This is a genomic window from Caballeronia grimmiae, assembly GCF_000698555.1.
GTDB lineage: Bacteria > Pseudomonadota > Gammaproteobacteria > Burkholderiales > Burkholderiaceae > Caballeronia > Caballeronia grimmiae.
Genome location: NZ_JFHE01000002.1, coordinates 357,711 through 370,830 on the forward strand (window position 1 = coordinate 357,711; position 13,120 = coordinate 370,830).

Sequence of the window (13,120 nt, forward strand, 5' to 3'; positions counted from 1 at the left end):
CGCTGACTTCGGGGAACACTCAACATGGCTATGTCTTCAGACGGGCAGCGCGTCGACGCGATGCCGGTCATCCGCAACCGTGCGGACTTCGAATCGGCATCCGGGTCGCGGCTGGAGCGGCTTATTTTCAATCATCGCGTGTGGATCGTCGCGGTCTGCGCGCTGCTGACGCTCGTGCTCGGCTTTTTCGCGACACGGTCGGAAATCACCGCGCGATACGAACGGATGATGCCGCAGTCCAGTCCCTTCATTCGCAACTACCTCGACAACGTCGGTTCGCTGCGCGGGCTCGGCAACTCGGTGCGGATCGTCGTCGAAAACCGTAACGGCAACATCTACGACGCCGCCTATCTGAAGACGCTGCGTGACATCAACGACCGCATCTATCTGATTCCGGGCGTGGACCGCTCGTTCGTCAAGTCGCTGTGGATGCCGGTCGTGCGCTGGACCGAGGTGACCGAAGAAGGATTTCGCGGCGGGCCGGTGATGCCCGACAATTTCGATGGTTCGGCGGCGAGCATCGCCCAGTTGCAGACGAACGTGGGGCGCGCGGGCATCACCGGCTCGCTGGTCGGCAACGATCTGCGTTCGAGCATGATCTTCGTCCCGCTGCTGGATCGCTATGCCGATACGGGCCGCCCCGTCGATGCCCGCGCGGTGCGCGATGCCGTCGAACAGGTGCGTCAGCAGGCCGGCAATGGCGTGAACGTGCATGTCATCGGCTTTGCGCAACTGGTCGGCGACCTGATTCACGGGCTCATGCAGGTGGCCTTGTATTTCGCAGTCGCGGCGGCGATCGCGGCGGTGGTGATCTTCGGCTATTCGCGCTGTCTGCGCAGCACCGCGCTCGTCATCTGGTGCTCGCTGACGGCGGTGCTGTGGCAGCTCGGGATCGTGCATCTGATGGGCGTCGACCTCGATCCGTATTCGATGCTTGTGCCGTTCCTGATTTTCGCGATCGGCGTGTCGCACGGCGCGCAGAAGATGAACGGCGTGATGCAGGACATCGGCCGTGGCACCGACCGTTACGTCGCGGCGCGCTACACGTTCCGCCGTCTCTTCCTCGCGGGGCTGACGGCGCTGCTTGCCAATGCGGTCGGCTTCGCGGTGCTCATGCTGATCGACATTCCGGTGATCCGCGGTCTCGCACTGTCGGCGAGCGTCGGCGTGGCCGTGCTCATCTTCACCAATCTGGTGTTCCTGCCCGTGCTGCTGTCGTACGTCGGCGTCAATCCGGCGGCGGCGACGCGCAGCCTGCGCGCCAGCGACGACCATCCGTTCGTGCGGCTCCTGACGCCGTTCACGCGGCGCGGCCCGGCCACGGCCGCCGTGTTGTGCGCGGGCTTGCTGACGGCGGGCGGCTTGCTCATCGGGCAGCACCTGAAGATCGGCGATCTCGATCCCGGCGCGCCCGAGTTGCGGCCCGACTCGCTGTACAACCGCGACAACGCGTACATCACCGGACACTACAGCCTGTCGACGGACCAGTTCGCGGTGATCACGAAGACGCCCGCCGGACAGGTGAACGACTACAAAACGCTGATCGAGATGGACAACCTCGAGCAGACGCTGCGCGATCTGCCGGGCGTCCAGACGACGATGTCGATCAGCGGCGTGAGCCGGCGCAACACGGCGGCGGGCTTCGAGGGCGACCCGCGCTGGATGACCATCAGCCGCGATCCATCCGTCTCGACCGATGCCGTGAACAACGCGTCCGTCGCCAATCCCGAACTCGTCAACAACACGCGCTCGGTGGCGCCCGTTGTCGCCTACCTGTCGGATCACAAGGCGGAGACGTTGAAGCGGGTCGTGTCGGCGGTCGAGACGTTCGCCGCCCAGCACGGCAGTCCCGACCGGCAATTCCTGCTCGCAGCGGGCAGCGCGGGCATCGAAGCGGCGACAAATATCGCGGTGGAGAAGGCGAACCACAGGATGCTGCTTCTCGTGTACGCAGCGGTGATCGTGCTGTGCTTCATCACGTTCCGGAGCTGGCGCGCGGTCGTCGTCGCGGTGGTGCCGCTCGTCATCACGTCGATTCTGTGCGAGGCGCTGATGGTCGTGCTCGGCATCGGCGTGAAGGTGGCGACGCTGCCGGTGACCGCGCTGGGCGTGGGCATCGGCGTGGACTATGCGCTGTATCTGCTGAGCGTGCAGTTGTCGCTGCAACGACAGGGCCGCTCGCTCGCCGATGCGTATCGCGAGGCGCTCAACTTCACCGGCAAGGTGATCGCGCTGATCGGGGTGACGCTGGCGTCGGCGGTCGTGACGTGGGCGTGGTCGCCGATCAAGTTTCAGGCCGATATGGGCATCCTGCTCACGTTCATGTTCCTTTGGAACATGGTCGGCGCGCTGGTACTGATTCCCGCGTTGTCCCACTTCGTCCTGCAGCCGCGCAAGGCGGCGCAGGTGAGACAGCCGATCGCCAACGGCGATATCGCCTGAGCGATATACGGCGCAGGAGCGTGCCATTCCGCTCCTGCCCGGCTTTTCGCATCGCAGCGGCTGGTACGCAACAACGGCCGCGACTCCACGTTCAACGCCCGCGCTCCGGTTTTGTCCGCTCAGCGCGGAATCCTTGCATCAATAACAAGAGGAACGCTCTATGTTTTCACAGTTGGATCCTTCAGCGCCGCCGTCGAAATACTGGCTGATGCTCGAGTCGCGGGCCATCGGCGAATTTGGCCTCTGTTGCGCGGTGGCGCCGTTGCTGCTCCAGTTCGCGCCGTCCGGCGACGGCCATCCGGTGCTCGTGCTGCCGGGCTTCATCGCCAGCGATCTGTCGACCAAACCGCTGCGCATGTTCTTGCGCAATCGTGGATATCAGGCCCACGGATGGAGCCTCGGCACGAACCTGGGGCCGCGCGAAGGGGTCGAGGACAACATGCGCAAGCGCCTCGAATCGCTGGCGGAGCGTTACGGACAGAAGGTCAGCGTCATCGGCTGGAGTCTCGGCGGCATCTTTGCACGTGAACTGGCGCGGCAAGCGCCGGAGCTGGTGCGCAGCGTCATTACGCTCGGCAGTCCGTTCGCGGGCGAGCCGCATGCGAACCACGGCTGGAAATGCTACGAAAAGCTCAGCGGCCGCAAAGCGGATGACTGGCCCAATCGCGATCTCATGAAGCAGCCGCCGCCGGTTCCGGCCACCGCGATCTACACGCGCACCGATGGCGTCGTCAACTGGCAAGGCTGTCTGGAACAGATGAGCGCTACGTCCGAGAACATCGAGGTGGAAAGCAGTCATTGCGGGCTCGCTCATCACCCCGCCGTTATGTTTGCAATCGCCGACCGTCTCGCGCAAGCGGAAGGCCAATGGCGGCCGTTCGATCACGAGTCGGGCCTGCGGCGCTTTGTCTATCGCGATCCGAACCGCGGAGACCGGTTCGTCAACGCCTGAGTTCCGCTGCTTCATCGCTCGCATTAACCCGCATCAAGTTTCGCTTCTCACTCGCTTCTCGCTGCATATCTTGCTTCACAAACCGTTGGACTTCACTAGAGGATAAAAAATGGAAACGAGCACGACACGAGAGACGGCATCGGCGACGGCAAAGCCATCGTCGATCCCGGGCCTTGGCGCAATCGGCATGTTCATGGACAGTCTCAAAGTCCGTCGCATGGGCATGGGTCTGGGGCGCATCGCCGAGTTTCATCGCCAGGACGTGGACGCGGTGCTTCAGGCGAACCGCGAGATGTACGAGGGTCTGCGGGCGCTGCGCGAACGGCGCAATGCGCTCGTCACCGAAGAACTCACGCAGGCCAGAGAGCTGTTCAAGAGCCTGATGAACCCGATGGCCTTCGCGCAGGGTCCGGTGCTGGCGCAGAAGAGCGTCGAGCGGGCCATGCGGGGCTGGAGTGAACTGGTGCAGCTCGACGCGTGCGTGCGCGTCAGGGCGTGGAGGGTGTTGCAGGAGCGGCTGCAGGCACGGCTCGAAAAAATGCCGGAACCGGTGCAGGCGACGGACGCATCGTAAGCCATCCTGAACGCGCGCGGCGGGAAGGTCCGTAAAGCGGGGCATTGCATCGACCGCTCGCGCGCGGCGACCACACCAGACGCATTGGAGAAAAGCAATGGAACATTTGGGCAGTACAGACGCGGCGTTCTTGCATCTGGAAACACCGGAGACGCCGACGCATATCGGCAGTCTCATGCTATTCGAGCTTCCCGAGGGCTTTAAGGGAGACTTTTACGAGGATGTGAAGGCGTTGCTGAGCAAGCGCCTGCACTTGTGCAGCCTGTTTCACCGCAAGCTCGCGCAGATGCCGTTTCAACTCGCCGATCCGATCTGGATCGAAGACGACGACGTCGATATCGAATACCACGTCCGCAGCCTCACGCTGCCGAAGCCGGGCACCAAGGCGCAGCTCGAACAACTGGTCGCGCGGCTGCAATCGTCGCTGCTGGATCGCAGCCGTCCGCTGTGGGAAGCCTATGTGATCGACGGGCTCGACAACGGGCAGATCGCGTACTACACGAAGGTGCATCACGCGACGATCGACGGAAAGGCCGCCGTCGAGATGGGCAAGGTGCTGTACGACGTGTCGCCCGTGGTGCGCGAAGTGCCGCCGCCGCGCCGGTCGCGCCGCAGTTACTCGTCGCAACTCGGCATGCTGGAACTGCTGCGCGCCGCGGCCACCAACACGACGAAGCTGTACACTGAAATTGGCGCGCTGCTGCCGACCGCTTTCAGGGCGATCGGCACCGCCGGCCATGTGTTCGCCACGCGCAGGCTGACCGACGGCAATCGCTCGCTGAATCTCGGGCTCGCGCCGAAGACCATCTTCAACGAGTCGATCACGAATCAGCGTTCCTACACGACGATGTCCTTGCCGTTCGACGAGGTGAAGACGCTCAGCGCACGCCTCGGCGGCACGGTGAATACGCTGGTGATGGCGCTGTGCAGCGGCGCGCTGCGGCGCTTTCTGGCCGAGCGCGATTTGCTGCCGGATTCGTCGCTGATCGCGGCGGTGCCGGTGAGCCTGCGCAGCGACGACGACAAGTCGATGAACAACCAGGTGTCGGCGGTGCGCGTCGATCTGGCGACCGATATCGCGGACCTCGGCGAGCGCTTCAAGGCGATCCACGAGTCGTCGGAGGCGGCAAAGGCGATGGTTCGCGAACTGAAGCCGGTGCTCGGCGCACAGGTTCCGCTCGTCGGCGCGCCGTGGCTGCTGACGGGCCTCGCGTCGATGTATGGCCGTTCGGGTTTGCCGGGCCGCTTGCCGAACATCGCCAACGTGCTGATCTCGAACGTGCCGGGCTTGCCGATTCAGCTGTACATGGCCGGCGCTCGCATGGTGCATTACTATCCGGTGCCGTTCCCGTATCACAGCCTCGCGGTCAACATCACCGTGCAGAGCTATGCCGGGTCGATGGACTTCGCCATCATCGCGTGCCGTCATGCGCTGTCGCAGGAAGAGTCTCAGGAACTGATCGGGCATCTCGCGGCGGAACTGGAAGCCATTCGCCAGCTTGCCGACGCAAACGATCAAGCCCGGGCCGAAGAGGCTGCCGATGCAGAGGAAGCCGCCGATGCAGAGGAAGCGCCGGAAGAGATCGAAGTCGCGGAACCCGTCGATGCCGACGAGGTTTCGATCGAGTCTGAGGTTGCCGCCGCGCGACGTTCGGCGAACGGCAAGCGCGCTGCGCGCAAGGCGACGGCCAGGGCGATGGGCTAACGCGGGCAGGGTAGTTCGAAGCGCTCTCGTGCGAAGCACGAGAGCGCTTCCCGAGGTTCAGCTGCTGCGAACGGCGGCGCGAAGCCTGAATGAAACACGGGCGCCTGCGCCGTTCATCGGTTAGAGCAGCGCCCGCACCAGGCGTAGCGGCTGCTCTTGCCTTTGCCGCGTTGAACAGCGGCGGCGGTTCCCGTCAAAAGCTCTCATCCGGCAACGCCAGCACGCCTTCCGCGCCGCTCGCTCCCAGTATCGCCGCTTCGAGCGCAGCGGCTCGCGGCAGGATATGCGTCGCGTAGAAGTGCGCCATCGCCGCCTTTGCGCGATGGAACGCGGGATCGTCGGCTTCCTGATCGGACACCGCCAACAATGCCCGCGCCATCTGCCAGCCGCCCAGCACGATTCCCGCGAGCTTCAGATACGGCACGCCGCCGGCAAAGGCCGCGTTCGGATCGGAGCGGAAATGCACGAGCATGAATTCGATCACCTTGGCCATTGAAGCGCGGCCAGCCGCAAGATGCACGCGCAGCGCGGCGAACGCCGGGTTCTTTCCGTACCCGGCGTGCGCTTCGAGTTCACCGAGTGTCCTGTCGATGCCCGCGAGCAGTCCGTACGCCACCGCGCCGTCGTCGCGCACTGTTTTGCGGCCGATCAGATCGTTGGCCTGAATCGCGGTGGTGCCTTCGTAGATGGGCAAAATGCGGGCATCGCGGTAATACTGCGCCGCGCCGGTCTCTTCGATGAATCCCATCCCGCCATGCACCTGCACGCCAAGGCTCGCGACTTCGACCGCCAGCTCCGTGCTCCAGCCTTTCACGATGGGCACCAGATACTCGTAGATGCCGCGATGCTGCGCGCTCACCGCCGCATCGGGATGGCGATGCGCCAGATCGCTATGCGACGCCGCGACGTACGACAGGGCGCGGGCGCTTTCGGTGAGGGAACGCATCGTCGCGAGCATGCGCTTCACGTCCGGATGACGGATGATCGGCACGGCTGCATCCGACGAACCATCGACGGCGCGGCCCTGCACGCGCTCCTTCGCATAGGCGGCGGCCTTCTGATACGCCCGCTCCGCGATGCCGATGCCTTGCACGCCGACGGAGAAGCGCGCCGCGTTCATCATCACGAACATGTATTCGAGTCCCCGGTTCGCCTCGCCGATGAGGTAGCCCGTCGCGCCGCCGTTGTCGCCGAACTGAAGCACGGCGGTCGGACTCGCCTTCAGACCGAGCTTGTGCTCGATCGAGAGGCAACGCACGTCGTTGCGCGGCCCGGGCGAACCGTCTTCGTTGACGAAAAACTTTGGCACGATGAAGAGCGAGATTCCCTTCACGCCAGCCGGCGCATCGGGCAGGCGCGCGAGCACCAGATGCACGATGTTCTTCGTCATCCGGTGTTCGCCCCAGGTGATGAAAATTTTGGTGCCGAAAACCCGGTACGTGCCGTCGTCCTGCGGCTCGGCGCGGGCGCGCAGCATCGCCAGATCGGAGCCGGCTTGCGGCTCGGTCAGGTTCATCGTGCCGGTCCATTCGCCCGCGATCAGCTTCGGCAGATAGCGCCGTTTCTGTTCCTCCGATCCCGCGAGCAGGATGGCTTCGATGGCGCCATCGGTCAGCGACGGGCACGTGCCGAACGACAGATTGGCCGCTTTCATCATTTCGAGCCACGGCGTGGCGAGGAGCTTCGGAAGCGCCTGTCCGCCGAACTCCGACGGATGAATCAGCCCTTGCCACCCGCCTTCGACGAACTGCCGGAACGCCTGCTCGAAGCCGGGACTCACCGTGACGTCGCCATTCGTGTAAGCGGCCGGATGGCGGTCGCCGGCGGCGTTCAGCGGTGCAAGCGCATGGCCGCAGAACTTCGCGCCTTCCTCGAGGACCGCCTGCGCCGTCTCGCGCGTCGCGTCCTCGCAACCGGGCAAGCCGGCGATATCGTCGAGTCCGGCGAGCCGGGTCATCACGAACATCATGTCCTTGATGGGCGCGTGATAGGTCATGTCGCTTCCTGAAAAGTTGGGATATCTACGGAGGTCGCGGCGCAAGCGCGTGCAAATAGCGCCGCCCCGCTGGCCTGCATCGGCAGAATAGGTTGGGCCGTAGCGGGCACGTCCCCCTCCTAATGAGGGGGAAGGGGGCGGGCAAAGGTGTTTAAGCTGATGCATTCAGGCCGGCGGCTTCACGCGGGCACGAGGGGCGTGTTGCTCGCTTGCGCCGGTTCGCCGTGCCGACGACCACATCGAGACATACAAGGAACCCGCATGACAGCGCACTATCAGGTCCGTGACGCAGTAGCCGTCATCACGTTGGACAATCCTCCTGTCAATGGCCTGGGCCATCGCACGCGCGTCGGCATCGTGGAGTGCATGACACGCGCGTTCGACGATTCATCGGTCGAGGCAATCGTGCTGACAGGCTCGGGAAGGGCGTTCTCGGGCGGCGCGGACATTCGTGAATTCGGCACGCCGAAAGCTTTGCAGGAGCCGAGCCTTCATACGGTCATCGAGACGATCGAGGCGTCGGGCAAGCCTGTCGTCGCGGCGATGCATGGCGTCGCGATGGGCGGCGGCCTCGAACTCGCGCTGGGCTGCCACTATCGGATCGCGGCGAAGGACACGCAGATCGCGCTGCCGGAAGTCAATCTCGGTTTGCTGCCGGGCGCGGGCGGCACGCAGCGTCTGCCGCGCGTGATCGGTCTGGAAGCGGCGTTGAACATGATCGTGTCGGGCAAGACGGTGCTCGCCGGGAAGCTCGCCGATGCGCGCCTCTTCGATGAACTCGTCGACGGCGACGTGCTCGAAGCCGCGACCGGTTTCGCGTGCCGTGCCGCGCGTGCATCGGCATCGCATCCTAAAGTGCGCGATCTCGCGGTCCGTCACGAGAGCGCCGAAGCCTATCTCGGTTTCGCGCGCACGACAGTCGCGGCAAGCGCGGGACCGTTCCCCGCGCCGCTGCAATGCGTGAAAGCGGTCGCCGCATCGCTCAAGCCGTTCGATGAAGGCTTGCGCGAAGAACGCCGCCGGTTCATGGAACTGCTCGGCACGTCCGAAGCACGCGCGCTGCGTCACGCCTTCCTTGGCGAGCGCGCCGCGAGCCGGATTCCCGACGTACCCGCCGATATCGCCGCACGCAACATCGCCAAGGTCGCGATCATCGGCGCGGGCACGATGGGCGGCGGCATTGCAATGACTTTTCTGAATGCCGGCATTCCCGTCACCGTGCTCGAAACGAAGGCCGACGCGCTGGAGCGCGGCGTCGCAACCATCCGCCGCAACTACGAGAACACCGCGAAGAAAGGCAAGCTCAGTCAGGGAGCGGTCGAAACGCGCATGGGGCTTCTGACGACCACGCTGTCGTACAACGACATCAAGGATGCCGACCTCGTGATCGAAGCGGTGTTCGAAGACTTCAGCGTGAAGGAAACGGTGTTCCGCACGCTCGACGAAGTGATGAAGCCGGGCGCGATCCTCGCATCGAACACATCGACGCTCGACGTGAACCGCATCGCGTCGTTCACGCGGCGGCCGCAAGACGTGGTCGGCCTGCATTTCTTCAGCCCGGCCAACGTGATGAAACTGCTCGAGGTCGTGCGCGGTGAGACGACGTCCCACGACGTGCTCGCCACCGTGATGCAGCTTGCGAAGAAGATCGGCAAGGTCGCGGTGGTGTCGGGCGTGTGCGATGGTTTTATCGGCAATCGCATGGTGGAGCAGTACAGCCGTCAGGCGGGCTTTCTGCTTGATGAGGGCGCGCTGCCGGAACAGGTGGATCGCGCGATCGAGAAGTTCGGCTTCGCGATGGGCCCATTCCGCATGATCGACATGGCCGGCAACGATATCGCATGGGCCATTCGCAAGCGGCGCGCGGTCGAGCAGCCCGAGTTCAACTATTCGAAGACCGGCGACCTGCTGTGCGAGATGGGACGCCTCGGCCAGAAGGCGGGCGCGGGCTGGTACGACTACAAACCCGGCGATCGCAAGGCGTATCCGAGCGCGGTCGTCAACGACATGATCGTGCGCCATTCAGGCGAGCTTGGCATCACACGCCGCAAGATCAGCGACGCCGAAATCGTCGAGCGGCTGATCGACGCGCTCGTCAACGAAGGCGCGCTGATTCTCGAAGAAGGCATCGCGTCGAAAGCGTCGGACATCGACATGGTCTATCTCAACGGCTACGGCTTTCCGAAGTTTCGTGGCGGCCCGATGCTTTATGCGGATCAGGTCGGACTCTTCAACGTCGCGCAGGCCATGCGCCGCTATGCGAAGGGCTATCAGGGGCATGCGTGGCGCATCGCCCGCTCGCTCGAACAACTGGCAAGCGACGGCAAGGGCTTCAACGACTGACGGCGCGCGGCGCTTTCCACCAGAACGGCAGAGGGGACACACGACATGACTGACGCAGTAATCGTATCGACCGCGCGCACCGCGCTCGCGAAAAGCTGGAAGGGCGCGTTCAACATGACGCATGGCGCGTCCCTCGGCGGGCACGTGGTGCAGCACGCCATCGCGCGCGCGGGCATCGAAGCGGGCGAGGTGGAGGACGTGGTGATCGGCTGCGCGAATCCGGAAGGCGCGACGGGCGGCAACATCGCGCGGCAGATCGCGTTGCGGGCGGGGTGTCCGGTCAGCGTGCCGGGCGCGACCGTGAACCGCTTTTGCTCGTCCGGACTTCAGGCCATTGCGATGGCGGCGCAGCGGGTGATGGCCGGGGAAGGCGATGTGTTCGTGGCGGGCGGCGTCGAGAGCATCTCATGGACGCAGCGGCAGATGAACCAGACCTTCGCCGCCGATCCGTGGCTCGTCAGGCACAAGCCGGAGATCTACTGGAGCATGTTGCAAACCGCCGAGCAGGTCGCGAAGCGTTACGGGGTATCGAAGGAGCGCCAGGACGAGTACGGCGTGCGCAGCCAGCAGCGCGCGGCGGCGGCGCAGGCGGCGGGACGTTTCGACCAGGAAATCGTGCCGATGACCGTGCTCGCGGGCATCACCGACACGGCCACGGGCCAGATCGTCACGCGCGAGGTCGCCATCGCCGCGGATGAAGGCATTCGCGCCGATACCACGCTCGAAGGCGTCTCCAAGATTCGCACCGCGTTTGCAGGCGGCGTCATTTCGGCGGGCAATGCGTCGCAGTTCTCGGACGGCGCGTCGGCGGCTGTCGTGATGAACGCGCGCACGGCTGCCGCCAAAGGCTTGCAGCCGCTCGGCGTGTTTCGCGGCTTCGCCGTGACCGGCTGCGAGCCGGATGAGATGGGCATCGGTCCGGTGTTCGCGGTGCCGAAGCTGCTGAAGAAAGCGGGTCTCACCGTCGATGACATCGGCCTGTGGGAACTCAACGAAGCGTTTGCCGTGCAAGTGCTGTATTGCGCCGATACGCTCGGCATCCCGATGGACCGGCTCAACGTGAACGGCGGCGCGATCGCGGTCGGGCATCCGTACGGCGTATCGGGTGCGCGTCTTGCCGGACATGCGCTGATCGAAGGCAAGCGGCGCGGCGTGAAGCATGTCGTCGTGACGATGTGCATCGGCGGCGGGCAGGGCGCTGCGGGCCTCTTCGAAGTCCTTTGAGAGGGAGCGCGGCATGTCCCTGATCCTTTCCCGGCGAGACCTGAACTTCCTCCTTTACGAGTGGCTGAAGGTCGAGACGATGACCGCCATGTCTCGCTACGCGGACCACTCGCGCGAGACGTTCGATGCGGCGCTCGATACCTGCGAGAAGATCGCAACCGATCTGTTCGCGACGCACAACAAGAAGAACGACCAGCAGGAGCCGCACTTCGACGGCAAGCGCGTGCATGTCATTCCCGAGGTCAAGGCCGCACTCGATGCGTTCAGCGCCGCCGGGCTGATGGCCGCCGGGCAGGATTACGAACTCGGCGGCATGCAGTTGCCGCTCGTCGTGGAGAAGGCGGGCTTCGCGTACTTCATGGCCGCGAACGTCGCGACGGCCAATTATCCGTTCCTGACCATCGGCAACGCGAACCTGCTGCTCGCGCACGGCACGCCCGCTCAAATCGACGCGTTCGTGCGGCCGGAACTCGAGGGGCGGTTTTTTGGAACGATGTGCCTGTCCGAGCCGCAGGCGGGATCGTCGTTATCGGATATCGCGACGCGCGCGGAGTACGAGGGCGACTCGCTGCTCGGCGGGCAGTATCGCCTGCGCGGCAACAAGATGTGGATTTCGGGCGGCGAGCATGAGCTTTCCGACAACATCGTGCATCTCGTGCTCGCGAAGATTCCGGGCAGCGACGGCAAGCTGCCGCCGGGCGTCAAGGGCATCTCGCTCTTCGTCGTGCCGAAGGTTCTGATCAATGACGACGGCTCACTCGGGGAGCATAACGACGTCGTGCTCGCGGGCCTCAATCACAAGATGGGGCATCGCGGCACGACCAATTGCCTCTTGAACTTCGGCGAAGGCACGCAGTATCGCCCGGGCGGGCAGGCCGGGGCGGTCGGCTATCTCGTCGGCGAGCCGGGGCAGGGTCTTGCGTGCATGTTCCACATGATGAACGAGGCGCGCATCGGCGTCGGCCTTGCAGCGTCGATGCTCGGTTACACCGGCTATCTGCATGCGCTCGACTACGCGCGCAACCGGCCGCAGGGACGCAGTTCTGGGCCGGGCGGCAAGGACCCCGCCAGTCCGCAGGTCAAGCTCGTGGAGCACGCGGATATCCGCCGCATGCTGCTCGCGCAAAAGAGCTATGCGGAGGGCGCGCTGGCGTTGAATCTCTACTGCGCGAAGCTCGTCGACGAGGCGCGCGGCGCACAGGAAGACGCCTCGCGCGAGCGTGCTTCGCTGCTGCTCGACATCCTCACGCCGATCGCGAAAAGCTGGCCGTCGCAGTGGTGTCTCGAAGGTAACAGCCTCGCCATTCAAGTCCACGGCGGTTACGGCTACACGCGCGAATACAACGTCGAACAGTTCTATCGCGACAATCGCCTCAACCCGATACACGAGGGCACGCATGGCATCCAGGCGCTCGATCTGCTCGGACGCAAGGTCGTCATGCAGGATGGCGCGGCGCTGCGGTTGCTGGAAGACGCGATGCGCTCGACCGCATTGCGCGCGCAGGAATCGGCAGGGTTCAATCTGCAGCGCCACGCGCACGAACTGACTCACGCGGCGTCGCGCCTCACGAGCGTGACCAAGCGAATGTGGGCGGCGGCGAACCCCAGCCTGACGCTCGCGAATGCGTCGCTGTATCTCGAAGCGTTCGGGCACGTGGTGATGGCTTGGGTCTGGCTGGAACAGGCGATTGCCGCGCGCCTTGCGCTCTCGCGTGCGATTGCCGCCGACCGCACGGAAGACGAAGCGTTCTATCGGGGCAAGCTTGCGGCGGCAGATTATTTCTTCCGTTGGGAATTGCCGCGTGTTTCCGCGCAGCTCGATCTGCTCGCGTCGCTCGATCGCACCTTGCTCGACGTGCGGGACGCGTGGTTCTGAATCCAATC

8 protein-coding genes are annotated in these 13,120 nt (G+C 64.7%); 7 read left to right on the forward strand and 1 reads right to left on the reverse strand.

The window, feature by feature from the left end; genetic code table 11:
- Nucleotides 1-24: 24 nt before the first annotated feature.
- From BG57_RS03875 to BG57_RS03890, 4 genes are all read left to right on the forward strand, one after another.
- On the forward strand, nucleotides 25-2,442 hold the full coding sequence (locus BG57_RS03875) for an efflux RND transporter permease subunit (protein ID WP_035960276.1): 2,418 nt from the start codon (nucleotides 25-27) through the stop codon (nucleotides 2,440-2,442).
- A gap of 160 nt (nucleotides 2,443-2,602) precedes the next feature.
- Nucleotides 2,603-3,394: an esterase/lipase family protein gene (locus tag BG57_RS03880; protein ID WP_035960278.1), complete on the forward strand. Its 792-nt coding sequence runs from the start codon at nucleotides 2,603-2,605 to the stop codon at nucleotides 3,392-3,394.
- Nucleotides 3,395-3,587: 193 nt separating this feature from the next.
- On the forward strand, nucleotides 3,588-3,968 hold the full coding sequence (locus BG57_RS03885) for a hypothetical protein (protein ID WP_152562505.1): 381 nt from the start codon (nucleotides 3,588-3,590) through the stop codon (nucleotides 3,966-3,968).
- A 97-nt stretch (nucleotides 3,969-4,065) separates the two neighbouring features.
- On the forward strand, nucleotides 4,066-5,673 hold the full coding sequence (locus BG57_RS03890; protein ID WP_075583083.1) for a WS/DGAT/MGAT family O-acyltransferase: 1,608 nt from the start codon (nucleotides 4,066-4,068) through the stop codon (nucleotides 5,671-5,673).
- A gap of 193 nt (nucleotides 5,674-5,866) precedes the next feature.
- On the opposite strand, the gene BG57_RS03895 is transcribed toward BG57_RS03890, so the two are convergent.
- Nucleotides 5,867-7,669 carry an acyl-CoA dehydrogenase gene (locus BG57_RS03895; protein WP_035960283.1) on the reverse strand — a complete coding sequence of 601 codons (1,803 nt, stop codon included), beginning with the start codon at nucleotides 7,667-7,669 and terminating at the stop codon, nucleotides 5,867-5,869.
- A gap of 261 nt (nucleotides 7,670-7,930) precedes the next feature.
- Here BG57_RS03895 and BG57_RS03900 point away from each other — a divergent pair, with 261 nt between their 5' ends.
- Genes BG57_RS03900 through BG57_RS03910 form a run of 3 tightly spaced genes read left to right on the forward strand, consistent with a single transcriptional unit; the run spans nucleotide 7,931 to nucleotide 13,112 of the window.
- Complete coding sequence (locus BG57_RS03900; RefSeq protein ID WP_035960286.1) at nucleotides 7,931-10,012, forward strand: 3-hydroxyacyl-CoA dehydrogenase NAD-binding domain-containing protein; 2,082 nt, start codon at nucleotides 7,931-7,933, stop codon at nucleotides 10,010-10,012.
- Nucleotides 10,013-10,057: 45 nt separating this feature from the next.
- Nucleotides 10,058-11,236 (forward strand): acetyl-CoA C-acyltransferase, encoded by a 1,179-nt coding sequence (locus tag BG57_RS03905; RefSeq protein ID WP_035960288.1) that lies wholly within the window; start codon nucleotides 10,058-10,060, stop codon nucleotides 11,234-11,236.
- 13 nt (nucleotides 11,237-11,249) lie between these two features.
- Nucleotides 11,250-13,112, forward strand: coding sequence for an acyl-CoA dehydrogenase (locus BG57_RS03910; RefSeq protein WP_035960290.1), 1,863 nt, complete (start codon nucleotides 11,250-11,252; stop codon nucleotides 13,110-13,112).
- Nucleotides 13,113-13,120: the final 8 nt, after the last annotated feature.

Excerpts from the sequence above, each read along its gene's own strand:
- BG57_RS03910 (WP_035960290.1), top strand. The coding sequence starts at position 11,250 with ATGTCCCTGATCCTTTCCCGGCGAGACCTGAACTTCCTCCTTTACGAG.
- BG57_RS03875 (WP_035960276.1), top strand. The coding sequence starts at position 25 with ATGGCTATGTCTTCAGACGGGCAGCGCGTCGACGCGATGCCGGTCATC.
- BG57_RS03905 (WP_035960288.1), top strand. The coding sequence starts at position 10,058 with ATGACTGACGCAGTAATCGTATCGACCGCGCGCACCGCGCTCGCGAAA.
- BG57_RS03880 (WP_035960278.1), top strand. The coding sequence starts at position 2,603 with ATGTTTTCACAGTTGGATCCTTCAGCGCCGCCGTCGAAATACTGGCTG.
- BG57_RS03890 (WP_075583083.1), top strand. The coding sequence starts at position 4,066 with ATGGAACATTTGGGCAGTACAGACGCGGCGTTCTTGCATCTGGAAACA.
- BG57_RS03895 (WP_035960283.1), bottom strand. The coding sequence starts at position 7,669 with ATGACCTATCACGCGCCCATCAAGGACATGATGTTCGTGATGACCCGG.
- BG57_RS03885 (WP_152562505.1), top strand. The coding sequence starts at position 3,588 with ATGGACAGTCTCAAAGTCCGTCGCATGGGCATGGGTCTGGGGCGCATC.
- BG57_RS03900 (WP_035960286.1), top strand. The coding sequence starts at position 7,931 with ATGACAGCGCACTATCAGGTCCGTGACGCAGTAGCCGTCATCACGTTG.